Here is a 22309-nt window from a genome sequence, read left to right on the forward strand (position 1 = left end):
CGTAAGGGGTCGTTAGCTCAGTTGGTAGAGCAGTTGACTTTTAATCAATTGGTCGCAGGTTCGAATCCTGCACGACCCACCAATTTTAATGTCTTACTCAGATATTACACGTGAAGGATAACGTTGCTTTAGCAACGGCCCGAAGGGCGAGGCGAAGCCGAGTCATCCTGCACGACCCACCAGTGTAGAAAGGCGCCCTAAAGGCGCCTTTTTGCTATCTGTCGTTCGCCAGTGCCTTGTAGGTCGGGTAAGGCGAAGCCACCAGCCGACAAATGCTACCGGCATCAATTCCCGATGACATTCCCCCTCAAATTCGCTATCTTGTTTAGTATATAAAACACCATTGCCTTATTTTTGTTATCTCATGCAAAACAAAGGCAATATTGTTAAGCCAGTAAAACGAGAAGCCATAATGAGTGTGATGTTTGATCCCGAAACCGCAATCTATCCCTTCCCGCCGAAGCCAGCTCCGCTAAGCCGGGATGAGAAGCAGTTCTATCGTGAAAAAATCAAGCGCCTCCTTAAAGAGCGTGATGCGGTGATGGTGGCGCATTACTACACCGACCCGGAAATTCAGCAGCTGGCGGAAGAGACGGGTGGCTGTATCTCAGACTCCCTGGAGATGGCGCGTTTCGGTGCTAAGCATTCAGCCTCCACGCTGCTGGTCGCGGGGGTTCGTTTTATGGGTGAAACGGCAAAAATCCTCAACCCGGAAAAAACGATTCTGATGCCTACGCTGAATGCCGAATGTTCTCTTGACCTCGGTTGCCCGATTGATGAGTTCACCGCCTTCTGTGATGCCCACCCTGACCGTACCGTGGTGGTCTATGCCAATACGTCTGCGGCGGTGAAAGCCCGGGCAGACTGGGTAGTAACGTCCAGTATCGCCGTTGAGCTGATTGAACATCTGGACAGCCTGGGGGAGAAAATCATCTGGGCGCCCGATCGTCACCTGGGAAACTACGTACAAAAACAGACCGGTGCGGATGTACTGTGCTGGCAGGGCGCCTGTATCGTTCACGACGAGTTTAAGACCCAGGCACTGACCCGGATGAAACGCTTATACCCGCAGGCCGCAATTCTGGTGCATCCGGAGTCGCCGCAGTCGATTGTTGAGATGGCGGACGCCGTCGGCTCAACCAGCCAGTTGATAAACGCGGCAAAAACCCTGCCGCACAAGCAGCTCATCGTGGCGACCGATCGCGGTATCTTCTATAAAATGCAGCAGGCCGTACCAGAAAAAGAGCTGCTCGAAGCGCCAACCGCCGGAGAAGGGGCGACCTGTCGAAGCTGCGCGCACTGCCCGTGGATGGCGATGAATGGACTTAAGGCGATAGCGGAGGGGCTGGAGATCGGGGGCGCAGCGCATGAGATCCACGTAGACGCCGCCCTGCGCGAAGGCGCGTTAATTCCGCTTAACCGTATGCTGGATTTTGCGGCTACACTACGTACTTAACTTATTACGCCCCGGAGAAAAAATGGATTTTTTTAGCACACAGAACATCCTGGTTCATATCCCGATTGGTGCGGGCGGCTATGACCTGTCGTGGATTGAAGCGGTAGGTACGCTGGCCGGTTTACTCTGTATCTGGCTGGCCAGCCTTGAGAAGATCAGTAACTATGCGTTCGGGCTGATAAACGTCACGCTGTTTGCGATCATCTTCTTCCAGATCCAGCTCTACGCCAGCTTGCTTCTGCAGCTGTTCTTCTTCGCGGCCAATATCTATGGCTGGTACGCCTGGTCGCGGCAAAACAGTCAGCAGGAGGCGGAGCTGCAAATCCGCTGGCTGCCGTTGCCAAAAGCCATTGCCTGGCTCGCGGCCTGCGTGGTGGCAATCGGCTTTATGACCGTCTTTATTGACCCGGTATTTGCCTTCCTGACGCGCGTGGCGGTCTCGGTCATGTCGGGTCTGGGATTAAACGTGACGATGCCTGAGCTTCAGCCTGATGCCTTCCCGTTCTGGGATTCCTGCATGATGGTGCTTTCGATTGCCGCAATGATCCTGATGACCCGTAAATACGTTGAAAACTGGCTGCTGTGGGTGGTCATCAACGTGATTAGCGTGGTGATTTTTGCCCGTCAGGGCGTTTATGCCATGTCGTTGGAGTATATGCTGCTGACCGTCATTGCCCTGAACGGTAGCCGCATGTGGATCAACAGCGCGCGTGAGCGTGGCTCTCGCGCGCTTTCCCGCTAATGGTGATGCTCGTGTGAGTGGCCGGACTGCGCCTCGTTCAGGTGACAGTCTGGCCCGTTACAAGGCTGATACTCCATCTGGATGGTGGAGTGCGCAATTTCGTAGTGATGCTCAAGGAAGTGCCGAATACGTTCAAGCAACGCATCGTGATCGTGGGGCGGAATAACCTGAACGTGCAGCGTCATAAGCGGTTTCTCACCCACCAGCCAGACGTGAACGTGGTGAACGTTACGGACTTCAGGAATGGAACGACACAGATTGCGTTTTAGCTCGCCAATATCCAGCGACGTGGGAGCGCCTTCCAGCAGTTCATTCACGCTCTCTTTCAACAGCCGCCAGGCACTGCGTAATACAAGGCACGATACCAGCACGGAAAGAATCGGGTCGATGGGGGTCCAGCCCGTACCCATAATGATCAGCGCGGCGACGATGGCACCTACGGAACCCAGCAGATCGCCCAGCACGTGAAGCGCCGCGGCCCGTACGTTCAGATTTTTTTCGCTGCTGCCGCGGTGCAATATCCAGAATGCCAGAATATTGGCGACCAACCCGGCAATAGCAATCACCATCATCGTCGTTCCGGCTACCGGTTGTGGATGACGAAAGCGCTGAAACGCCTCCCAGACGATAAGAATGGTAATAACCACCAGTGCAATCGCATTCACGAACGCAGCAAGTGTGGTCAGTCTGAGCCAGCCAAAGGTGTGGCGGGCATTGGGAGGGCGACGGGCAAACTGCACGGCCAGCAGAGCAAACAGGAGCGCGGCAGCGTCGGTCAGCATATGCCCGGCATCGGCCAGCAGCGCCAGCGATCCGGAGATCAGTCCGCCTGTCACCTCAATAATCATAAAGGTGGCAGTGACGCCAAAAGCCAGCAGAAGCCGTTTGGCATTTTCATCGCCAGTGGAGTGGGAATGGGAGTGGGAGTGCGCCATGGTATCGTTCCTGATTTATTATTATTTTTAGTGTAGCGTTTTTAAGAGCTTAAATAAAAAAGGAGAGCATTCGCTCTCCCTCTTTTACCTTACGGAAGGTTACTGGGTAGTACCGTCCGTTTTGGTATTGGCATCGCTGCCCACTTTGTCATTCGGGTCCGGGCATTTCCCGTCTTTACACATTGAGTTTTTGTGAACTTCGTCAGTGCTCATACCGTCATGGTTCATCGTGCCGGTATTCGTACCGCCGGTGTTGGTATTGCCCGTGTTGATATTACTGTTATCAACATTATTTGGCGCGATATTCTGTTTTGCATCCGGCGCAACCTGGCCCGCTTCGGCAGCGGCATTTGCGTCGCCGTTGCTGCCGGAGGAGCCTGTATCGGCTGCCAGTACGCTACCGCTTGCCAGGGTAAGGGTTGCCGTCAGGAAAAGCGTAGTCAGTTTCGTCATTTTCATCATGGTGCTCCTGTTCTTATCGTTACGCTGGATAACATTCTCCAACAGTGCATCTTGTTCAGTGGCGAAAGATCCCAGATTCCTGAATTATGTCAGGATGGAATCGCGTATAAATATTTAAAAACAGTCGTTACAAGTAAAAAGCTTAGGCGAGATCTCATTTTTCGCTATTTTGTTGCGTATTTTAGGCGAATTCCAGGAATTATCTGCGCGAAGTGTAAAAGCCCGTTTACACTTCGTGACCGACAAGTTAGATTGAAAGCATTGCTTTCATTACTAAAGATATGGCAGAGCCGGAAAGAAGATGAATTATCAGAACGACGATTTACGCATTAAAGAGATCAATGAGTTATTACCTCCCGTAGCGCTCCTTGAAAAATTCCCCGCCACCGAAAATGCCGCCAACACGGTGTCTCATGCCCGCAAGGCGATCCACAAGATCCTGAAAGGTAGCGACGATCGTCTTCTGGTGGTCATCGGACCGTGCTCCATTCACGATCCTGCTGCGGCCAAAGAGTACGCGTCACGTCTGCTCACCCTGCGCGAAGAGCTGAAGGGCGAACTGGAAATTGTGATGCGCGTTTATTTCGAAAAACCGCGTACCACCGTGGGCTGGAAAGGGTTGATCAACGATCCGCACATGGACAACAGTTTCCAGATCAACGACGGCCTGCGTATTGCGCGTAAGCTGCTGCTGGAGATTAACGACAGCGGGCTGCCTGCTGCCGGAGAATTCCTCGATATGATCACCCCGCAGTATCTGGCTGACCTGATGAGCTGGGGCGCTATTGGTGCGCGTACGACTGAATCGCAGGTTCACCGTGAGCTGGCGTCTGGCCTGTCATGCCCGGTGGGTTTCAAAAACGGCACTGATGGCACCATCAAAGTCGCTATTGATGCCATCAATGCGGCTGGCGCGCCGCACTGCTTCCTGTCGGTGACTAAGTGGGGCCACTCGGCTATCGTGAATACCAGCGGTAATGGCGATTGCCATATCATTCTGCGCGGCGGTAAAGAGCCTAACTACAGCGCAAAACACGTGGCGGAAGTGAAGGCGGGTCTGGAGAAAGCGGGACTGGCGCCGCAGATCATGATCGATTTCAGCCATGCGAACTCAAGCAAACAGTTCAAAAAGCAGATGGAAGTTGGTGCAGACGTTTGTCAGCAAATCGCCAACGGTGAACGCGCAGTGATTGGGGTGATGATTGAGAGCCATCTGGTGGAAGGCAATCAGAACCTGGAGGGCAGCGAGCCGCTGGTCTACGGTAAGAGCGTGACGGATGCCTGCATTGGCTGGGATGATACCGATGCGATCCTGCGTCAGCTGGCGGATGCGGTAAAAGCGCGTCGCGGTTAAGTTTATCGCGGGCAATAAAAAAGCGTGGATTGCTCCACGCTTTTTTTATGTCCGGCGAAAATTACTTCGCTTTACCCTGGTTCGCCACGGCCGCCGCTTTTGCAGCGATTTCGTCGGCGTTACCCAGGTAGTAATGTTTAACTGGCTTAAAGTTTTCGTCGAACTCGTACACCAGCGGCACGCCGGTAGGGATGTTCAGCTCGAGGATTTCATCTTCACCCATGTTGTCCAGGTATTTCACCAGCGCACGCAGGGAGTTACCGTGAGCAGCGATAATGACGCGCTCGCCGCTTTTCAGGCGTGGCAGAATGGTTTCGTTCCAGTAAGGCACAACACGGTCGATGGTCAGCGCCAGGCTTTCGGTCTGCGGCAGTTCAGCCTCAGTCAGCTTCGCGTAACGCGGATCGTGGCCCGGGTAGCGCTCGTCATCTTTGCTCAGCTCTGGAGGCGTGACCGCAAAACCACGACGCCACTGCTTAACCTGCTCGTCACCGTATTTTTCTGCGGTTTCTGCTTTGTTCAGACCTTGCAGCGCACCGTAGTGACGCTCGTTCAGTTTCCAGGATTTCTCAACCGGCAGCCAGGCCTGATCCAGCTCGTCCAGAATGTTCCACAGGGTATGGATGGCACGTTTCAGCACAGAGGTGTAAGCAAAGTCAAAGGTGAAGCCTTCTTCTTTCAGCAGTTTACCTGCCGCTTTTGCTTCGCTCACGCCTTTCTCGGACAGATCAACGTCATACCAACCGGTGAAGCGGTTTTCGTTGTTCCACTGGCTTTCGCCGTGGCGCACCAGGACAAGCTTAGTATTAGCCATTTCTTACTCCTCAAGCATTTTGAATGATAACAATTCTCATTATATTGCCGTGACTGTGCCAGCAGCAACGCTTAACCCTAACCATAGCGAAAATAGTTCGAGAGTGTAAGATGCATGTGAATCCAGGGTTATGATTTTGTCTGCGATCGCCGCTATTTTCAGCAAGCTGAGCGGAAAAAAGCCCTCGCGGTGAGGGCCAGGCTTTTTGCCGGATGGCGCTTCGCTTATCCGGCCTACATTCGTAGGCCCGTGCACGCGTAGCGCCGCCGGACATTATGCGCGCGGAATGAAATGATACTCTGTGACGCTTACGTACTCTTCACCCGGACGCAGCACACAGTCAGGCTGCGGCCATTCAGGATGGTTAGGACTGTCCGGCAGGAACTCGCTCTCCAGCGCCAGACCTTGCCAGGCGGCGTAGTCGTTATGTTCACGCGCCGTGGTCCCCTCCAGGTAGTTACCGGAGTAGAACTGCAGGGCAGGGGCGGTGGTGTAGACCGTCATCTGTAACTTCTCATCCGCAGACCAGACCTGTGCGGCAGGTTGAGAAAGATCGCCTTTCGCCTGCAACAGGAAAGCGTGGTCGTAGCCTTTCACCTTGCGCTGATCGTCATCACTCAGGAAATCCTGGGCGATGGTTTTCGGCTGACGGAAATCAAAGCTATTACCGCTTACCGGTTTCAGCCCCTGATAAGGGATCCCCATCTCATCGACCGGCAGATACGCGTCCGCCAGGATCTGGAGTTTGTGGCTGCGGACATCGGTCTGATTGCCGTCAAGGTTGAAATAGGCGTGGTTAGTCAGGTTGACCGGGCACGGCTTGTCGACGGTCGCGCGGTACTCAATGGCGATACGATTATCTTCGGTCAGGGTAAAGCGCGCGGTTGCGGTGAGATTGCCCGGGAAGCCCTGGTCTCCGTCGAGGGAGTCCAGAGAGAACCAGACCTCACCGTCATTTTGCTGCACAATCTTCCAGCGACGTTTATCAAACCCTTCCGGGCCGCCGTGCAGCTGATTTTCACCCTGGCTGGCAAGCAGGGAATAGGTTACGCCGTCCAGCGTAAACCGGCTTCTGGCGATGCGGTTGGCGTAGCGGCCTATGGATGCGCACAGAAAAGCGGTCTGCTCGATATACTGCTCGGGCGATGCGCAGCCGAGCAGGGTTTCGCGCACGCTGCCGTCAGGCATTGGTACGCGGGCAGAAAGTAACGTTGCGCCCCAGTCCATCAGCGTAACCACCATCCCGGCGCTGTTGCGCAGGGTCAACAGGCGATACGGCAGACCATCCGGTGCGAGAGTAGGTGTTTCGTTTAGCACTGTCCGGCTCCTTGTGATGCTTTGCAGACATAGAAAGTTTCTTTGATGCCCGTTTTGGCTTCGTACTGTTTAGCCACCGCGTCCTGAATGGCAGGGACCAGCTCTTCCGGCACCAGGGCGACGACACAGCCGCCAAATCCACCCCCGGTCATACGCACGCCGCCTTTATCGCCAATCGTGGCTTTCACAATTTCAACCAGGGTGTCGATTTGTGGCACGGTGATTTCGAAATCGTCGCGCATGGAGGCATGCGATTCGGCCATCAGCTCGCCCATCCGTTTCAGGTCACCTTTCGCCAGCGCGGAGGCGGCTTCTACGGTACGGGCATTTTCCGTCAGCACGTGACGCACGCGCTTCGTGACAACCGGATCCAGTTCGTGGGCAACCTTGTTAAATTCGTCAAGTGAGACATCACGCAGGGCTGGCTGCTGGAAGAAGCGCGCGCCGGTTTCACACTGCTCGCGGCGGGTGTTGTACTCGCTCCCCACCAGGGTGCGTTTGAAGTTGCTGTTGATGATCACCACAGCCGCACCTTTTGGCAGTGGAACCGCTTTGGTCCCGAGGGAGCGGCAGTCAATCAGCAAAGCATGTTCTTTCTTGCCCAGCGCGGAAATCAGCTGATCCATAATGCCGCAGTTGCAGCCCACGAACTGGTTTTCCGCTTCCTGACCGTTGAGGGCGATCTGCGCCCCGTCCAGCGGCAGATGATAAAGCTGCTGGAACACGGTGCCGACCGCCACTTCCAGCGATGCGGAAGAGCTTAATCCCGCCCCTTGCGGCACGTTGCCGCTGATCACCAGATCGGCCCCGCCGAAATTCTTGTTACGCTTCAGAAGATGCTTCACCACGCCGCGAACATAGTTCGACCACTGCTGGCTGTCGTGGGTCACGATCGGCGCATCAAGGGAAAATTCGTCAATTTCGTTGCCGTAATCCGCGGCGATCACTCGCACGTTACGATCTGAACGTTTCGTGCAGGCGATCACCGTCTGGTAGTCGATGGCACACGGCAGGACAAAACCGTCGTTATAGTCGGTGTGCTCGCCGATCAGATTAACGCGGCCTGGCGCCTGGATAATATGGGTGGCAGGGTAGCCAAATTTTTCAGCAAACAGGGATTGTGTTTTATCTTTCAGACTCATTTTTAGACTCCTGATTCGCGGTAATGGACGTCGCTAACGGCACGCAGGCGTTCTGCCGCCTGTTCCGCCGTCAGGTCGCGCTGGGTTTCCGCCAGCATTTCATAGCCCACCATGAATTTACGTACCGTCGCAGAACGCAGCAGCGGCGGATAGAAGTGTGCATGTAACTGCCAGTGTTGATTCTCTTCGCCGTTAAACGGCGCACCGTGCCAGCCCATGGAGTAGGGGAAGGAACACTGGAACAGGTTGTCGTAGCGGCTGGTCAGTTTTTTCAGCGCCAGGGCAAGGTCGTCTCGCTGGGCGTCGCTGAGGTCCGTAATACGCTGAACATGGGCCTTTGGCAGCAGCAGCGTTTCAAACGGCCACGCCGCCCAGTAAGGGACTACCGCAAGCCAGTGCTCGGTTTCCACCACAGTGCGGCTGCCGTCCGCCAGTTCACGCTGGGTGTAATCCACCAGCATCGGCGAACCGTTCTGGGCGAAATAGGCTTTTTGCAGCCGGTCTTCACGTTCGGCTTCGTTCGGCAGGAAGCTGTTCGCCCAGATCTGGCCGTGCGGATGCGGGTTAGAGCAGCCCATCGCCGCGCCTTTATTTTCAAATACCTGCACCCACGGATAGGTCTGGCCCAGCTCCGCCGTTTGCGCCTGCCAGGTGCTGACCACCTCTTTCAGCGCCTCAACGCTCAGCTCCGGCAGCGTTTTGCTGTGATCGGGAGAGAAGCAGATCACGCGGCTGGTGCCGCGGGCGCTTTCACAGCGCATCAGCGGGTCGTGGTTTTCCGGCGCGTCCGGCGTGTCGGTCATCAGCGCCGCAAAATCGTTAGTGAAAACGAAGGTGCCTTTGTAGTTCGGGTTTGTATCGCCCGTCACGCGCGTGTTGCCCGGACAGAGGAAGCAGTCCGGATCGTGCTGCGGCAGCGACTGTTTGGCAGGCGTCTCTTGCGCCCCCTGCCAGGGGCGCTTGGCGCGATGCGGTGAAACTAAAATCCATTGCCCGCTGAGCGGGTTAAAACGACGATGCGGGTGATCGACGGGATTGAATTGTGTCATGACAAATCCTTAATCCGGATAACCCTGCGGATGGCGTGACTGCCAGTGCCAGGTATCCTGTGCCATTTCATCAAGCGTGCGGGTAACACGCCAGTTAAGCTCTTTATCCGCTTTGGTGGCATCGGCCCAGTAAGCCGGGAGGTCGCCATCACGACGCGGCGCGAAGTGATATTTCACTGGCTTGCCGCAGGCTTTACTGAAGGCATTCACCACATCCAGCACGCTGCTGCCGACGCCGGCGCCGAGGTTGTAAATATGCACGCCCGGTTTATCCGCCAGCTGCTGCATCGCCGCCACGTGGCCGTCGGCCAGATCCATCACGTGAATGTAATCGCGCACGCCGGTGCCGTCTTCGGTGGGATAATCGTTACCAAAAATCGCCAGGGAGTCGCGACGCCCTACGGCAACCTGCGCGATATACGGCATCAGGTTATTTGGGATGCCCTGCGGATCTTCACCCATGTCGCCTGACGGATGCGCGCCAACCGGGTTGAAGTAGCGCAGCAGCGCGATGCTCCACTCAGGCTGGGCTTTTTGCAGGTCGGTCAGGATCTGCTCTACCATCAGCTTGCTTTTGCCATACGGGCTTTGCGGCGTACCGGTCGGGAAGCTTTCAACGTAAGGAATTTTTGGCTGATCGCCGTAGACGGTCGCGGAAGAGCTGAAGATAAAGTTTTTAACGTTCGCCGCACGCATGGCGGAGATCAGACGCAGGGTACCGTTGACGTTGTTGTCGTAGTACTCAAGCGGTTTTGCTACCGATTCGCCCACCGCTTTCAGGCCCGCGAAGTGGATAACGGTTTCAATCGCGTGATCGTGAAGGATTTCAGTCATCAATGCTTCATTGCGGATATCGCCTTCCACGAAAGTCGGCTGTTTACCCGCAAGGCGTTCAATGACCGGCAGCACGCTGCGCTTACTGTTGCACAGGTTATCAAGAATGACGACATCGTGGCCGCTTTGCAGAAGTTGTACGCAGGTATGACTTCCTATGTAACCGCTACCACCTGTTACCAGAACTCGCATATTTCGCTCCATTAGGCTTATGGTATGAATTAACCATAGCATATCAGAGACGCGAAAAGTGTGACATGGGATAAAATAGTGGTATCGTTTACACTGGTTTTCACAGGCGCTTTTTCACAGACTGAGTGCATTGTAGATCAAAGAGATAGAGATGTATTGTTGCAGGTTGTCTGAAAAGCGGAGGGCAGCGCCCTCCACGCGTTAATCGATTATGCTCAGCAGGTAGCGGTAATGCTCGCCGTCAGGCACAAATTCCAGCCGATGGGTGATGCAGGATGGGGCATCCTCAGCATGGTGGGAGACAAACAGCAGCTGGGTTTCACCTTCGCTAATCAGGACATCCACAAAGCGGCGGATCAGCTGACGGTTGAGGGGATCCAGCCCCTGCAACGGTTCATCAAGAATCAGCAGAGTAGGATGCTTAACCAGCGCGCGGACGATCAATGCCAGCCGCTGCTGCCCCCACGACAGGCTGTGGAATGGCGCATCGGCTACCCGGTTGTCCATACCCAGAATATCCAGCCACTGCTGCGCCAGCTTGTGCTGCTTGTCGGATACGGCCTGATAAATACCAATGGAATCGAAGAAGCCAGAGAGGATCACGTTTCGCACCGTAGTGCTCACCCGGTAGTCCAGATGCAGGCTGCTGCTGACATAACCGATATGCTTTTTGATATCCCAGATGGTTTCCCCGCTGCCGCGGCGGCGGCCGAAGAGGGTCAAATCGTTGCTGTAACCCTGCGGGTGATCGCCAGTGATCAGGCTTAGCAGCGTGGATTTACCCGCCCCGTTGGGGCCGACGATCTGCCAGTGCTCACCAGGATTAACCGTCCAGCTGAGATGATTAAGAATAGGGCGATCGTCGTAAGCAACCACCCCATCGCGCAGCACAATGCGCGGCTGGTCAGGTTCCAGCCCGTGGCGTGCCGAAGGGGCATCCGGCTCCGGCAGCGCAATACCGTCCAGTTTCTCGCTGTGGGCCAGCTGTGCAATTAGCGCCTGCCGGAGCAGTACGGCTTTCTCGCCGGTTTCGGTCAGGCTACAGTCCGCCAGCACGCCCGCGTAATGTACGAAATCCGGGATCTCATCAAAGCGGTTAAGGACCAGCACAAGGGTGTATCCCTGCTGGTTAAGCGACGCCAGCAACGCTGCCAGCTGCGCGCGGGACTGCACATCCAGTCCGTCAAACGGTTCATCCAGAATCAGGAGTTCCGGCTCGCTCATCAGCGCCTGACACAGCAGCGTTTTGCGCGTCTCGCCGGTAGAGAGATATTTAAAGCGGCGGTTAAGCAGGGCGGTAATGCCAAATTGCTCCGCCAGCTGCTGACAGCGGGCAGGATCTTTTATCTCATCCTGGATAATGTCCGCCGTCGTGCGGCCGGTATCTTCTTCGCCGGGGCTGAGCAAATCGGTATTGTTACGCTGCCACTCATCGCTGACCAGCTTTTGCAGCTGTTCAAAGGAAAGGCGCGTCAGCCGGGTAAAGGTGCACTGACGCTCACCCTTCAGCTGGGTTAATTCGCCTGCCAGAGCGCGGGCCAGCGCGGATTTTCCGCTGCCGTTCGTGCCCACAAACGCCCAGCTTTCTCCGGCGCGAAGGGTTAACTCTGGCAGCGATAAGGTACGGGTATCGCTAAGACGAAACGTGCCTTGCGAAATATGCAATGATGACATGTGTTATCCCATTTTTTGCAGCAACAGATGTCAGGGATACTCAGTGTTGGTGGGGTTGTCAATGCGCTTAGCACAATGTGGCGATAATTACCCGGTCTGCATTGAAATATGCGGTCACCACAGCACCTTCATCTAATTCGGTCGCGTCGTTCACCGGAACGGTGGCGCAGAGCGACTGTCCATCCGGCAGGGTCATCAGCACTTCACACTGTTCTGCGCCGCGCTCGATGTGGCTGATACGCCCGCGTAGCTGGTTGTCGGCCTCGGCGGCCTGCTCAGGGTTAAGCGTGATGCTGATCCAGGGCGCTTTGAGTAATACCAGCACCTCCTGACCTTCGTTCAGCCCAAGGCGTTGACCGCTTTGCGCGGTGATGGCGGCTTTCAGGCGCGTTGTGCCGTCCGCGAGCAGGATCTCAATATGCTCCTGCACCTGCGAATGATCGCGCCCCGTCACCGTACAAACCATTGGTTGCGGGCGCTGGTCTGCAAAGAGAAGCGGGAGATGGCGCCCAGTAGGCTGTCCAGCGGCAGGTTGTCGTCATCGCTCAGCACATCAAATGCTTTTTGCTGGATCTGCGCCAGTAAGTCATAGAGCTGGATCAGGCGTTGCCCGTAACGCGTCAACACGGCGCCGCCGCCGCCTTTTCCGCCGGTGGCGCGCTCTACCAGCGTTTGTTCGCTCAGGGTGTTCATGTCGTTAATCGCATCCCAGGCGCTTTTATAGCTGATGCCGGCGTTTTTGGCTCCCTGGCTAATCGAGCCAGTTTGTTCTATTTGTTTTAACAGGGCGATGCGTCGCGGATCGGCGAAAAGCTTCTGCTGAAGTCGTAGGGTGAGGAGAATTTCGGCCTGCATAACAATGTCCCGGCAAAAAGGTTATTGTGACCCAAATGTCCGGGTGCGGAAAGCGCACCGCACAAAAGGGGATGTTTTTCTTACTTTTCAGGGTAGAATAAGCCGTTCACAAGATCTGGAGAAAACCATGTTAGAGTTATTGAAAAGTCTGGTATTCGCGGTAATCATGGTGCCAGTAGTGATGGCTATCATCCTCGGTGCCATCTACGGCCTGGGTGAAGTGTTCAACGTCTTTTCGAACATTGGTCATCGTCGTGACCAGCCTAAAAAGCAGCAATGATTTCCTCCAAAACGCCCGGCCAGCCCGGGCGTTTTGCTCTCAAGTTTATTCCTCTCCCGCCGATATCTTTTACAACGTTCCTTGAGTTTACGCATTAATGGGTACGATTTAGCGCTAGGAACGCCTGCGATATGTCGTTATATTTGTTTGTATATAACGATATGCACAGGAGCTTCAAATGGCACGTTCATGGGTACGCCTTTTCGCAGGGGCAACGCTGACTCTCTCACTCACCGGCCACGCGCTGGCGGATGAAGGAAAAATCACGGTCTTTGCGGCGGCGTCGCTGACTAACGCGATGCAGGATATTGCTGCGGTATACAAAAAAGAGAAAAACGTCGAGGTCGTTTCGTCGTTTGCCTCCTCGTCCACGCTGGCCCGCCAGATCGAAGCGGGGGCTCCGGCTGATCTGTTCATCTCTGCCGATCAGAAATGGATGGACTACGCGGTGGAGAAAAAATCTGTTGATACGGCTAGCCGCGAAACGCTGCTGGGAAATAGCCTGGTGGTGGTCGCGCCCGCAAACAGCAAGCAGGGCGACATCGCCATCAACAAACAGACGGACTGGACCCGTCTGCTCAACGGTGGCCGTCTGGCGGTAGGCGATCCGGAGCATGTTCCTGCCGGGATTTATGCGAAAGAAGCGCTGCAAAAACTGGGCGCATGGGAGACCTTATCGCCGAAGCTGGCTCCCGCAGAAGATGTGCGCGGCGCGCTGGCGCTGGTGGAGCGTAACGAAGCGCCACTCGGGATCGTTTACGGCTCCGATGCCGTCGCCAGTAAAGGTGTGAAGGTGGTCGGTACCTTCCCGGAAGACTCGCATAAGAAAGTAGAATATCCTGTTGCGATAGTTGATGGACATAAAAATGCGACCGTGACGGCCTTCGTTGACTACCTGAAGGGGCCTGAAGCGTCCGCTATCTTTAAACGTTACGGATTTACGACTCACGAATGATATTGACCGAACCTGAATGGCAGGCCGTGCTGCTGAGCCTGAAAGTCTCTTCCCTGGCGGTTGCGCTGAGTTTGCCCTTTGGGGTGTTCTTTGCCTGGTTACTGGTTCGCGTGAAGTTTCCAGGCAAAGCCCTGCTCGACAGTGTTCTCCATCTTCCGCTCGTGTTACCGCCTGTGGTGGTCGGCTATCTGCTGCTGATCTCCATGGGGCGACGCGGTTTTATCGGCGAATGGCTGTACGACTGGTTCGGCCTGACCTTTGCTTTCAGCTGGCGCGGCGCGGTTCTGGCCGCGGCAGTAATGTCCTTCCCGCTAATGGTGCGCGCTATCCGCCTGGCGCTGGAAGGGGTGGATATCCGGCTAGAGCAGGCCGCCCGCACGTTGGGTGCAGGCCGCTGGCGAGTATTCCTGACCATTACGCTTCCGCTCACCTTACCGGGCATTATCGTCGGTACGGTGTTAGCCTTCGCCCGCTCACTGGGTGAGTTCGGCGCGACCATCACCTTTGTGTCCAACATTCCCGGCGAGACGCGGACCATCCCGTCGGCCATGTATACCCTGATTCAAACCCCGGGTGGCGAAAGTGCGGCGGCCCGGCTGTGTATTATTTCGATTGTACTCGCCCTGGTCTCGCTGCTGGTGTCTGAATGGCTGGCGCGCCTTAGCCGTGAACGGATGGGGAAACCGTGATGCTGGAACTCAACTTTACGCAAACCCTGGGCAGCCACACTCTGACGCTTAACGAAACGCTGCCTGCCAGCGGTATCACCGCCATTTTTGGCGTTTCCGGGGCAGGGAAAACGTCGCTGATTAATGCGATTAGCGGTCTGACGCGTCCCCAGTCTGGCAGAATTGTGTTAAATAACCGCGTCTTAAACGACGCGGAGAAGAAGGTCTGCCTGTCACCGGATAAGCGCCGCATCGGCTATGTGTTTCAGGATGCGCGCCTGTTTCCGCACTACAGCGTGCGCGGAAATCTGCGCTATGGCATGGCAAAAAGCATGGCCGGACAGTTCGATAAGCTGGTGGCGCTGCTGGGCATCGAACCGCTGCTCGATCGTCTCCCGTCTTCGCTGTCGGGTGGTGAAAAACAGCGCGTGGCAATTGGCCGCGCCCTGTTAACCGCGCCGGAATTGTTGCTGCTGGATGAGCCGCTGGCCTCGCTGGATATTCCGCGCAAGCGCGAGTTGCTGCCGTATCTGCAACGTCTGGCGCGGGAAATCAACGTGCCCATGCTGTACGTCAGCCATTCGCTGGATGAGATCTTACATCTGGCCGACAAAGTGCTGGTGCTGGAGGCGGGCAGGGTGAAGGCATTCGGCAATCTGGAAGAGGTATGGGGCAGCAGCGTTATGCATCCGTGGCTGCCAAAGGAGCAGCAGAGCAGCATTCTGAAGGTGAGCGTGCTGGAGCACCATCCACATTATGCGATGACCGCGCTGGCGCTGGGTGACCAGCATTTGTGGGTGAATAAAATCGATACGCCGATTCAGTCCACGTTACGGATCCGCATTCAGGCGTCGGATGTCTCCCTGGTGCTGCAACCGCCGCTGCAAACCAGTATCCGCAATATTTTGCGCGCAAAAGTGGCGCAGTGTTTTGATGATAACGGCCAGGTAGAAGTGCAACTGGAAGTGGGCAACAGAACGCTGTGGGCGCGCATCAGCCCGTGGGCCAGGGATGAGTTAGGCATCAAGCCTGGCCTGTGGCTTTACGCGCAAATCAAGAGCGTCTCTATCACCGCCTGATTACAGCAGGTGGGTATAAATATACTGCGCGATGCTGTCGGTGGTGTTATCGCCAATCACCACGTTAGCACGCGCTTTCACCGCATCATCGGCGTTGCCCATCGCCACGCCCGTTCCGGCCGCTTCCAGCATGCTGATGTCGTTATAGTTATCGCCGAAGGCAATCACGTCCTGCATTGACCAGCCCTGTGACTCAACGAACTGGGTCAAACGCTTTCCTTTGCTGTTGCCTTTACGGGCGATATCCACCTGATCGTGCCAGGACCATTCACATTCCAGACCCAGCGTATGCTCGACATGTTTTGCGAAGGTATTCAGTTTGGCAGTGTCTTCATCGGTCAGGGCAAATTTCCAGATTGCCTGGACGTCTTCCGCCGCCTGGCGCAGGGAGGAAACCTGAGTGAACACCGGACGCTGCGCTTCCGGCAGGGACAGGGCCCAGTTGCTGGTGCGGATCACATGGCCGGTAGGGCGTTCATACAGCATGGCGTTATCCACATACATCAGGCCGTGAATCGCGTGCTCATCCAGTAAATCAATCAATTGCAGCGCCTGCGGAACGGGAAGCGGATCAGAGGTTAAAACCTTTTTTGCCTGATAATCATACAAATAGGTGCCATTACAACAAATTGCAGGTGTATCTAAGCCCAGTGCCTGATAAAAAGGATGAATGGCTACGTGATGTCGACCCGTTACGATGAGAAGTTGATACCCCGCTTCCCGGGCTCGTTTGAGGGCCTCAAGAGAAGAGGGGAGCAGGGTTTTCTGAGGGGTAAGCAGTGTTCCGTCTAAATCCAGGGCAATCACTCGCGAGGTCATTTTTTCTTCCGGGTTAATGTTGAATTTAAGGTCTGTCGGGATGGTACACCGAGAGCGGAACCCTGCAAAATCCCGGACTACAATTCAGCATTCACCGTTAAAAATAATCAGGAGTATTCATGAAACAAACCGTTTATACCGCCAGTCCTGAAAGTCAGCAGATCCATGTCTGGCGTTTGAATACAGAAGGTTCGCTTACGCTGGTTCAGGTTGTTGATGTGCCAGGCCAGGTGCAGCCGATGGTCGTCAGCCCGGATAAACGTTTTCTTTATGTCGGGGTACGCCCGGAATTCCGCGTACTCGCATACCGCATCTCCCCGGATGACGGCGCGCTGACCTATACCGCAGAAGCGCCGCTGCCGGGCAGCCCGACCCATATTTCTACCGACCATAAAGGCAACTTTATCTTCAGCGGCTCCTACAATGCAGGCTGCGTGAGCGTCACCCGCCTGGAAGACGGTATTCCCGTTGAAACCGTCGACGTGGTAGAAGGGCTTGAGGGTTGCCACTCCGCCAACATTTCGCCGGATAACCGCACGCTGTGGGTGCCAGCGCTGAAGCAGGATCGCATCTGCCTGTTTACCCTGAGCGATGACGGTCATCTGGTCGCGCAGAGCCCGGCGGAAGTCACCACCGTGGAAGGCGCAGGCCCGCGCCATATGGTCTTCCACCCGAATCAGCAGTATGCCTATGTCGTTAACGAGCTGAACAGCTCGGTAGATGTCTGGGAGCTGAACGATCCTAACGGGCAGATCGAGTGCGTACAGACGCTGGACATGATGCCAGCTGATTTCTCCGACACACGCTGGGCGGCAGACATTCACATCACGCCCGATGGCCGCCACCTGTATGCCTGTGACCGTACCTCCAGTCTGATCACCGTCTTCAGCGTCTCAGAAGACGGCAGCGTTCTGGCAGTTGAGGGCTTCCAGCCGACAGAAACCCAGCCGCGCGGCTTTAATGTCGATCACAGCGGCAAATACCTGATTGCTGCGGGGCAGAAATCCCACCACATCGCGCTCTATGAAATCAAAGGCGTGCAGGGTCTACTGGAAGAGAAAGGACGCTATGCGGTCGGACAAGGGCCGATGTGGGTTGTGATTAACGCTCACTGATCCGTAGACGAAAAAAAACCTCGCACATGCGAGGTTTTTTTATGCGTGGTTAATGCATGAGGTAGGCCGGGTAAGGCGTAGCCGCCACCCGGCAGCAGGCATTTTACTGCTTCGGTTCAGCAACCACTTTGCTACCCAGACCGCGGTTGTTGTATTCCCACATGCGGTTGAAGTTAGCGTCGTTCAGGTTACGCTGCACGTTGTCTTTATCATCCACCGTGCCGGTGTTGCCGGAGAAAGGACGTTTCGAGATCGCCGCATCCGCCCACGGTTTCGCCATGTTAAAGCCTTCGTTAATCACGCTGTCGCGGATCACGACCTGGCCGTTAGTGGCGGAGTCCACGTCCAGAGAGCGGCCAAGCTGCGCCACGCCATCGCCAGCAGCAGTAAAGCGGCTATTCACGGCCAGGAAGCCATAGAACAGGTTGGACTGCGTGGCCGGGGCAAAGACGTAACCTTCCTGCTGCGTACGTGAATTCACCACGCGGAAGTCGGTGTTATCAAACACCACCGCGCCGCGACCGGAGACCATATCCACGTCGCCTTCAATGTAGCTGTTGGTGACCAGAGTACGCGTCAGACGGTTGTTCTGAAGGGTATTCTGCACGCCGCTGTTGGTCACGAAGAAGGTATTCTGGCGGCCCAGGATATTGACGTTGTTAATCTGTACCTTGTCGCCATCGCTACGCAGCGCCACGGCCTGGTGATTACCTGCGTCAACGCTGTCGCCCAGGGTGTTCTGAATGGTCAGGTTCTGCAATTGCAGGCCGTTGTTCTGTGACCAGAATACTGCCGAGCACATCACGCCAATGGTGGCGGCACGTTTGCGCTGGCAGTTATCAAACATATACCACGCCGGTTTACCTGGCATGTATTTACCGGCTGGGTTCACCAGATGGCGCCAGGTGGTGCTGTCGATCTCTGAATCAATCGCCAGGCCAATTTTCACGTCGACCGCTTTTTCGCCAAGTCCGTAAAGCGTAATGCTTCCCGGTGCAGCCGGAACATAAACGGTTCCTTCGTATTCACCCGGCAGGATGGCAATGTACTGACGAGATGCGCTGTGTTTGGTGATTGCGGCATCAACAGCTGCCTGAATTGAGGTGTGCGTAACGCCCTCTGCTCCGGCCGGGCCGACAACGAAGTCTGGCTGTTTCGGCAGGTTAATAGAAGAAGGCGTCCATGGGGCTGCATTGGGATCCATCGCCGAGAAATAGTGCGCACGGGTGAAGTTCTTCGCTTCAGCCGCTGACAGGATCGGACGGGAAGCGGTGCCCGGAGCAACCTGCTCAGAAGGTTGCTGATCCGGTGGTGTTGAACTGCAAGCGGATAAAGTCACGCCAAAGGCGAGTGCCAACGCCAGACGGGAAATCCTGGAAATATTCAAGGTAATGCTCCTGGGTATGCAAGTCTTATCTGAATAGACGAAATAGCCTGCTTTTTTATACTAAGTTGAGCGAAACGGGAAGATAAAAACGGGAAAAGTTGCATTTTTGCCCGCAGGCGACGGGAAAGTCATCACAAATAAATAACATTTTCCTGCAAGGCGGTTGACAGCAGGTGACAGATGAAAATAAATGTCTATACAACCCATGACAAGCGGAAGGCACATGCAGCAGCTTCATCCCGATGATGTGATATGGCGAAATGCGCGACTGGCGACCCTGGCGACAGGTGAGCCGGAACCCTACGGCCTGAAAGAACAACATGCCCTCGTCGTGCGCGGCCAGACGATTGCGGCCGTTATTCCTGAAGCCGAGATCCCCTCCGGGCATCGTCAGTGTGTCGATCTCGACGGGCGTCTGGTTACTCCCGGCCTGATCGATTGCCACACCCATCTGGTGTTCGGCGGCGATCGCGCAGCGGAATGGGAGCAACGGCTTAACGGCGTGTCGTATCAGACCATTAGCGCGCAGGGCGGCGGTATTAACGCCACGGTCACGGCGACCCGCAACAGTTCGCCGGAAATGCTCCTGACGGTGGCACAGCAGCGGCTCCAGCGGCTGATGAATGAAGGCGTAACGACCATTGAAATCAAATCGGGATACGGACTGAACGTCCAGGCCGAAGAGAAAATGCTGCTGGTTGCCCGCCAGCTCAGCCTGAACAATCTGGTCGATATCAGCCCGACGCTGCTGGCCGCGCACGCCGTTCCTGCCGAGTACCGACAGGATCCGGATGCCTATCTCACGCTGGTCTGTGAGCAGATCATGCCCACGCTGTGGCAAAAAGAGTTATTTGAAGCGGTGGACGTGTTTTGTGAAAACGTCGGCTTTACCCCGGCGCAAACCGAGCGCCTGTTCCAGGCCGCCGCCGCGCTCGGGATACCGGTTAAAGGGCATGTAGAGCAGCTGTCGAATCTGGGCGGCGCGGCGCTGGTCAGCCAGTATAAGGGGCTGTCGGCCGATCATATTGAGTATCTCGATGATGCAGGTATTCAGGCGATGGCGCAAAGCGGCACGGTGGCGGTATTGCTCCCCGGCGCGTTCTATTTTCTTCAGGAGCGCCAGCGTCCACCGGTGGCGCAGCTCAGAGAGCAGGGCGTGCCGATGGCGGTGGCTACCGACTACAACCCGGGCACCAGCCCGTTTGCCAGCCTGCATCTGGCAATGAACATGGCCTGCGTCCAGTTTGGCCTCACGCCGGAAGAGGCCTGGGCTGGCGTGACGCGGCATGCGGCGCAGGCGCTAGGTCGTGGTGCGACACACGGGCAGTTAAAGCCCGGTTATGTGGCTGATTTCGTCGTCTGGGAGGCGAATCACCCGGTTGAGATGGTTTACGAGCCGGGGCGGAATCCTTTATATCAACGCGTGTTTCGGGGGCAGGTAGCATGAAATTGTGGCATCCCGTTTCCCCGCAGGTCTGGCAGGGTCGTGACGACAGCGCCGAATCCAGCACCGCGAAACGTCTCTTCCAGACCATACAGCAGCGCGTACACTTTTCTCCCGCGCCGTCAGGCATCGCCCTGCTGGGCTTTGAATGTGATGAAGGGGTTAAGCGTAACCAGGGCAGGCCCGGTGCTGCACAGGCTCCCGATGTGCTGCGCGGCGCGCTGGCGAATATGGCGAGCCATCAGGGGCATGCGCGCCTCGTGGATATGGGCTCCATTTTTGTTGAAGGCAATGCGCTGGAGGCGGCACAGCAGGCGCTGAGCGAGGCCATAACCGCGTGCCAGCAATCCGGGATGCGTACTCTGGTTTTTGGCGGTGGACATGAAACCGCCTGGGCGCACGGGCGCGGCGTGCTGGACGCCTTTCCGAACGATCGCATTGCGGTGATCAACCTGGATGCGCACCTCGATTTACGTAAGGCTGAACGGGCTACGTCCGGCACGCCGTTCCGCCAGCTGGCGCTCTACTGCGCGTCGCAGTCGCGGTCGTTTCACTACGCCTGCCTGGGGGTAAGCCGTGCGGCGAATACCCAGGCGCTGTGGGAGGAAGCTGAACGGTTGAACGTGATGCTGGTTGAAGATCTCGATTTTCGCCGGGATGCGCTATCCGCGCTGGATAGCGTGCTTGCGCAGGCAGACCGGGTTTATCTCACCATTGACCTTGATGTGCTGCCCGCCGCAGAAATGCCCGCCGTGTCCGCCCCTGCGGCGTTGGGGATCCCGGCGCTGGATCTGTTCCCGGTGATTGAGCGTATCTGCCGAAGCGGTAAACTACAGGCGGCGGATCTGGTGGAATATAATCCGCACTACGACCGGGACGGTCAGGGGGCGAAGCTTGCCGCCCGACTGGCCTGGCAAATTGCTCACTGGTGGGCATAACAACATTCAAGGAGTCATGATGTTTTCACGCTCGCCCCTGCCGCAGCCGAGCCCTCCCGCGCCTTTTTACGAAAAGGTGAAGCAGGCGATCAGCGAAAAAATTGCTGCCGGCGTCTGGCGTCCGCACGACCGTATTCCCTCCGAAGCTGAACTGGTCGCGCAGTTTGGCTTTAGTCGAATGACCATTAACCGGGCGCTGCGGGAACTGACCGATGAAGGGTTGCTGGTGCGTTTGCAGGGTGTCGGAACCTTTGTCGCCGAGCCAAAAGGACAGTCGGCGCTGTTTGAAATCCGCAGCATTGCCGATGAAATTGCCGCCCGCAACCATCAGCACCACTGCGAAGTGCTGGTGCTTGAAGAGACGCAGGCCAGCGCCGAACAGGCCATCGAGCTGAACGTTAAAGAGGGCACCCGGATCTTCCATTCGGTGATGGTGCATTATGAGAACGATATTCCGGTCCAGATTGAAGATCGCTGCGTCAACGCGGAGCGGATCCCGGACTACCTGAACCAGGATTACACCCAAACCACACCGCATGCGTATCTCTCGCTCGTCGCCCCGCTGACGGAAGGGGAGCATATCGTGGAGGCCGTGCGCGCCACGCCTCAGGAGTGCGAGTTGTTGCGTATTAAAGAGCATGATCCCTGCCTGCTGATCCGCCGTCGTACCTGGTCATCCTCGCAGATCGTGTCGCATGCGAAGCTGCTGTTCCCGGGGAATCGTTACCGGTTGCAGGGCCACTTTATGTCATAAGTTTTATAAGCGTGATCGCTAACGCAATATAGCAAAATTGTATC

The 22309-nt window shown here is 56.1% G+C and carries 21 protein-coding genes, 1 tRNA gene and 1 pseudogene; 12 read left to right on the forward strand and 11 right to left on the reverse strand.

Annotated elements, in window-relative coordinates:
* Positions 1-6: 6 nt before the first annotated feature.
* The 3 genes from ACQG2Q_RS06995 to pnuC all read left to right on the forward strand — a co-directional run bounded on the left by ACQG2Q_RS06995 (position 7) and on the right by pnuC (position 2198).
* Positions 7-82: transfer RNA gene (locus ACQG2Q_RS06995), tRNA-Lys, on the forward strand.
* Between the two features lie 330 nt (positions 83-412).
* Entirely contained in the window at positions 413-1456 is a 1044-nt protein-coding gene (nadA, locus tag ACQG2Q_RS07000) for a quinolinate synthase NadA (RefSeq protein WP_023299618.1), read from the forward strand.
* A 22-nt stretch (positions 1457-1478) separates the two neighbouring features.
* On the forward strand, positions 1479-2198 hold the full coding sequence (pnuC, locus tag ACQG2Q_RS07005) for a nicotinamide riboside transporter PnuC (RefSeq protein ID WP_022647475.1): 720 nt from the start codon (positions 1479-1481) through the stop codon (positions 2196-2198).
* On the opposite strand, the gene zitB is transcribed toward pnuC, so the two are convergent.
* On the reverse strand, positions 2195-3133 hold the full coding sequence (zitB, locus tag ACQG2Q_RS07010) for a CDF family zinc transporter ZitB (protein ID WP_022647476.1): 939 nt from the start codon (positions 3131-3133) through the stop codon (positions 2195-2197). The two genes, pnuC and zitB, sit on opposite strands and share 4 nt — an antisense overlap.
* Before the next feature lie 99 nt (positions 3134-3232).
* Positions 3233-3592 carry a protein YbgS gene (locus tag ACQG2Q_RS07015; protein WP_022647477.1) on the reverse strand — a complete coding sequence of 120 codons (360 nt, stop codon included), beginning with the start codon at positions 3590-3592 and terminating at the stop codon, positions 3233-3235.
* Positions 3593-3896: 304 nt separating this feature from the next.
* Between ACQG2Q_RS07015 and aroG the strand changes: the two genes are divergently transcribed.
* Positions 3897-4949 (forward strand): 3-deoxy-7-phosphoheptulonate synthase AroG, encoded by a 1053-nt coding sequence (gene aroG, locus ACQG2Q_RS07020; RefSeq protein WP_022647478.1) that lies wholly within the window; start codon positions 3897-3899, stop codon positions 4947-4949.
* Between the two features lie 61 nt (positions 4950-5010).
* On the opposite strand, the gene gpmA is transcribed toward aroG, so the two are convergent.
* From gpmA to modE, 7 genes and pseudogenes are all read right to left on the reverse strand, one after another.
* Positions 5011-5763 carry a 2,3-diphosphoglycerate-dependent phosphoglycerate mutase gene (gpmA, locus tag ACQG2Q_RS07025; RefSeq protein WP_003858562.1) on the reverse strand — a complete coding sequence of 251 codons (753 nt, stop codon included), beginning with the start codon at positions 5761-5763 and terminating at the stop codon, positions 5011-5013.
* A gap of 273 nt (positions 5764-6036) precedes the next feature.
* Positions 6037-7080 (reverse strand): galactose-1-epimerase, encoded by a 1044-nt coding sequence (gene galM, locus ACQG2Q_RS07030; RefSeq protein ID WP_426759092.1) that lies wholly within the window; start codon positions 7078-7080, stop codon positions 6037-6039.
* Complete coding sequence (gene galK / locus ACQG2Q_RS07035; protein WP_045309135.1) at positions 7074-8222, reverse strand: galactokinase; 1149 nt, start codon at positions 8220-8222, stop codon at positions 7074-7076. Before galK ends, galM begins: the two co-directional genes overlap by 7 nt.
* A 2-nt stretch (positions 8223-8224) precedes the next feature.
* Positions 8225-9271: a galactose-1-phosphate uridylyltransferase gene (gene galT, locus ACQG2Q_RS07040; RefSeq protein ID WP_022647481.1), complete on the reverse strand. Its 1047-nt coding sequence runs from the start codon at positions 9269-9271 to the stop codon at positions 8225-8227.
* A gap of 9 nt (positions 9272-9280) precedes the next feature.
* Positions 9281-10297, reverse strand: a complete 1017-nt coding sequence (gene galE / locus ACQG2Q_RS07045; RefSeq protein WP_022647482.1) for a UDP-glucose 4-epimerase GalE — start codon at positions 10295-10297, stop codon at positions 9281-9283.
* Positions 10298-10498: 201 nt separating this feature from the next.
* Positions 10499-11971: a molybdate ABC transporter ATP-binding protein ModF gene (modF, locus tag ACQG2Q_RS07050; RefSeq protein ID WP_063850181.1), complete on the reverse strand. Its 1473-nt coding sequence runs from the start codon at positions 11969-11971 to the stop codon at positions 10499-10501.
* Between the two features lie 67 nt (positions 11972-12038).
* Positions 12039-12826, reverse strand: a pseudogene (modE, locus tag ACQG2Q_RS07055) (molybdenum-dependent transcriptional regulator).
* Between the two features lie 127 nt (positions 12827-12953).
* Between modE and ACQG2Q_RS07060 the strand changes: the two are divergent.
* The 4 genes from ACQG2Q_RS07060 to modC all read left to right on the forward strand — a co-directional run bounded on the left by ACQG2Q_RS07060 (position 12954) and on the right by modC (position 15808).
* Entirely contained in the window at positions 12954-13106 is a 153-nt protein-coding gene (locus ACQG2Q_RS07060; RefSeq protein ID WP_003858549.1) for an AcrZ family multidrug efflux pump-associated protein, read from the forward strand.
* Between the two features lie 178 nt (positions 13107-13284).
* Entirely contained in the window at positions 13285-14061 is a 777-nt protein-coding gene (gene modA, locus ACQG2Q_RS07065; protein WP_023299624.1) for a molybdate ABC transporter substrate-binding protein, read from the forward strand.
* Positions 14058-14750, forward strand: coding sequence for a molybdate ABC transporter permease subunit (gene modB / locus ACQG2Q_RS07070; protein ID WP_045309132.1), 693 nt, complete (start codon positions 14058-14060; stop codon positions 14748-14750). The genes modA and modB overlap by 4 nt, the downstream gene beginning before the upstream one ends.
* Positions 14750-15808, forward strand: a complete 1059-nt coding sequence (gene modC / locus ACQG2Q_RS07075; protein WP_017384950.1) for a molybdenum ABC transporter ATP-binding protein ModC — start codon at positions 14750-14752, stop codon at positions 15806-15808. The genes modB and modC overlap by 1 nt, the downstream gene beginning before the upstream one ends.
* Here the strand turns inward: modC and ACQG2Q_RS07080 are convergent, their stop codons facing one another.
* A complete protein-coding gene (locus ACQG2Q_RS07080; protein ID WP_022647486.1) occupies positions 15809-16627 on the reverse strand; it encodes a pyridoxal phosphatase in 819 nt (272 codons plus the stop codon).
* 119 nt (positions 16628-16746) lie between these two features.
* Here ACQG2Q_RS07080 and pgl point away from each other — a divergent pair, with 119 nt between their 5' ends.
* Entirely contained in the window at positions 16747-17742 is a 996-nt protein-coding gene (gene pgl, locus ACQG2Q_RS07085) for a 6-phosphogluconolactonase (protein WP_023305719.1), read from the forward strand.
* A gap of 103 nt (positions 17743-17845) precedes the next feature.
* Here the strand turns inward: pgl and ACQG2Q_RS07090 are convergent, their stop codons facing one another.
* Positions 17846-19129 (reverse strand): putative acyl-CoA thioester hydrolase, encoded by a 1284-nt coding sequence (locus ACQG2Q_RS07090; protein WP_017384948.1) that lies wholly within the window; start codon positions 19127-19129, stop codon positions 17846-17848.
* Positions 19130-19352: 223 nt separating this feature from the next.
* Between ACQG2Q_RS07090 and hutI the strand changes: the two genes are divergently transcribed.
* Genes hutI through ACQG2Q_RS07105 form a run of 3 tightly spaced genes read left to right on the forward strand, consistent with a single transcriptional unit; the run spans position 19353 to position 22265 of the window.
* On the forward strand, positions 19353-20576 hold the full coding sequence (gene hutI / locus ACQG2Q_RS07095; RefSeq protein ID WP_063850180.1) for an imidazolonepropionase: 1224 nt from the start codon (positions 19353-19355) through the stop codon (positions 20574-20576).
* The gene (hutG, locus tag ACQG2Q_RS07100) at positions 20573-21511 is read left to right on the forward strand and encodes a formimidoylglutamase (RefSeq protein WP_063850179.1); all 939 of its coding nucleotides are present in this window, start codon (positions 20573-20575) and stop codon (positions 21509-21511) included. Before hutI ends, hutG begins: the two co-directional genes overlap by 4 nt.
* A gap of 19 nt (positions 21512-21530) precedes the next feature.
* On the forward strand, positions 21531-22265 hold the full coding sequence (locus tag ACQG2Q_RS07105; protein ID WP_046618841.1) for a histidine utilization repressor: 735 nt from the start codon (positions 21531-21533) through the stop codon (positions 22263-22265).
* Positions 22266-22309: the final 44 nt, after the last annotated feature.

Origin of the sequence: Enterobacter cloacae complex sp. 370H10, from assembly GCF_050031535.1 — a bacterium.
In the GTDB taxonomy this organism is placed as follows: Bacteria; Pseudomonadota; Gammaproteobacteria; order Enterobacterales; family Enterobacteriaceae; genus Enterobacter; species Enterobacter intestinihominis.

What these genes read in the sequence shown, in the direction of transcription:
- gpmA (WP_003858562.1), bottom strand. Translation starts at nt 5,763, where the DNA reads ATGGCTAATACTAAGCTTGTCCTGGTGCGCCACGGCGAAAGCCAGTGG.
- modF (WP_063850181.1), bottom strand. Translation starts at nt 11,971, where the DNA reads ATGTCATCATTGCATATTTCGCAAGGCACGTTTCGTCTTAGCGATACC.
- modC (WP_017384950.1), top strand. Translation starts at nt 14,750, where the DNA reads ATGCTGGAACTCAACTTTACGCAAACCCTGGGCAGCCACACTCTGACG.
- zitB (WP_022647476.1), bottom strand. Translation starts at nt 3,133, where the DNA reads ATGGCGCACTCCCACTCCCATTCCCACTCCACTGGCGATGAAAATGCC.
- ACQG2Q_RS07080 (WP_022647486.1), bottom strand. Translation starts at nt 16,627, where the DNA reads ATGACCTCGCGAGTGATTGCCCTGGATTTAGACGGAACACTGCTTACC.
- ACQG2Q_RS07105 (WP_046618841.1), top strand. Translation starts at nt 21,531, where the DNA reads ATGTTTTCACGCTCGCCCCTGCCGCAGCCGAGCCCTCCCGCGCCTTTT.
- galE (WP_022647482.1), bottom strand. Translation starts at nt 10,297, where the DNA reads ATGCGAGTTCTGGTAACAGGTGGTAGCGGTTACATAGGAAGTCATACC.
- ACQG2Q_RS07060 (WP_003858549.1), top strand. Translation starts at nt 12,954, where the DNA reads ATGTTAGAGTTATTGAAAAGTCTGGTATTCGCGGTAATCATGGTGCCA.
- galT (WP_022647481.1), bottom strand. Translation starts at nt 9,271, where the DNA reads ATGACACAATTCAATCCCGTCGATCACCCGCATCGTCGTTTTAACCCG.
- hutI (WP_063850180.1), top strand. Translation starts at nt 19,353, where the DNA reads ATGCAGCAGCTTCATCCCGATGATGTGATATGGCGAAATGCGCGACTG.
- hutG (WP_063850179.1), top strand. Translation starts at nt 20,573, where the DNA reads ATGAAATTGTGGCATCCCGTTTCCCCGCAGGTCTGGCAGGGTCGTGAC.
- nadA (WP_023299618.1), top strand. Translation starts at nt 413, where the DNA reads ATGAGTGTGATGTTTGATCCCGAAACCGCAATCTATCCCTTCCCGCCG.
- pnuC (WP_022647475.1), top strand. Translation starts at nt 1,479, where the DNA reads ATGGATTTTTTTAGCACACAGAACATCCTGGTTCATATCCCGATTGGT.
- aroG (WP_022647478.1), top strand. Translation starts at nt 3,897, where the DNA reads ATGAATTATCAGAACGACGATTTACGCATTAAAGAGATCAATGAGTTA.
- modB (WP_045309132.1), top strand. Translation starts at nt 14,058, where the DNA reads ATGATATTGACCGAACCTGAATGGCAGGCCGTGCTGCTGAGCCTGAAA.
- modA (WP_023299624.1), top strand. Translation starts at nt 13,285, where the DNA reads ATGGCACGTTCATGGGTACGCCTTTTCGCAGGGGCAACGCTGACTCTC.
- galK (WP_045309135.1), bottom strand. Translation starts at nt 8,222, where the DNA reads ATGAGTCTGAAAGATAAAACACAATCCCTGTTTGCTGAAAAATTTGGC.
- pgl (WP_023305719.1), top strand. Translation starts at nt 16,747, where the DNA reads ATGAAACAAACCGTTTATACCGCCAGTCCTGAAAGTCAGCAGATCCAT.
- ACQG2Q_RS07015 (WP_022647477.1), bottom strand. Translation starts at nt 3,592, where the DNA reads ATGAAAATGACGAAACTGACTACGCTTTTCCTGACGGCAACCCTTACC.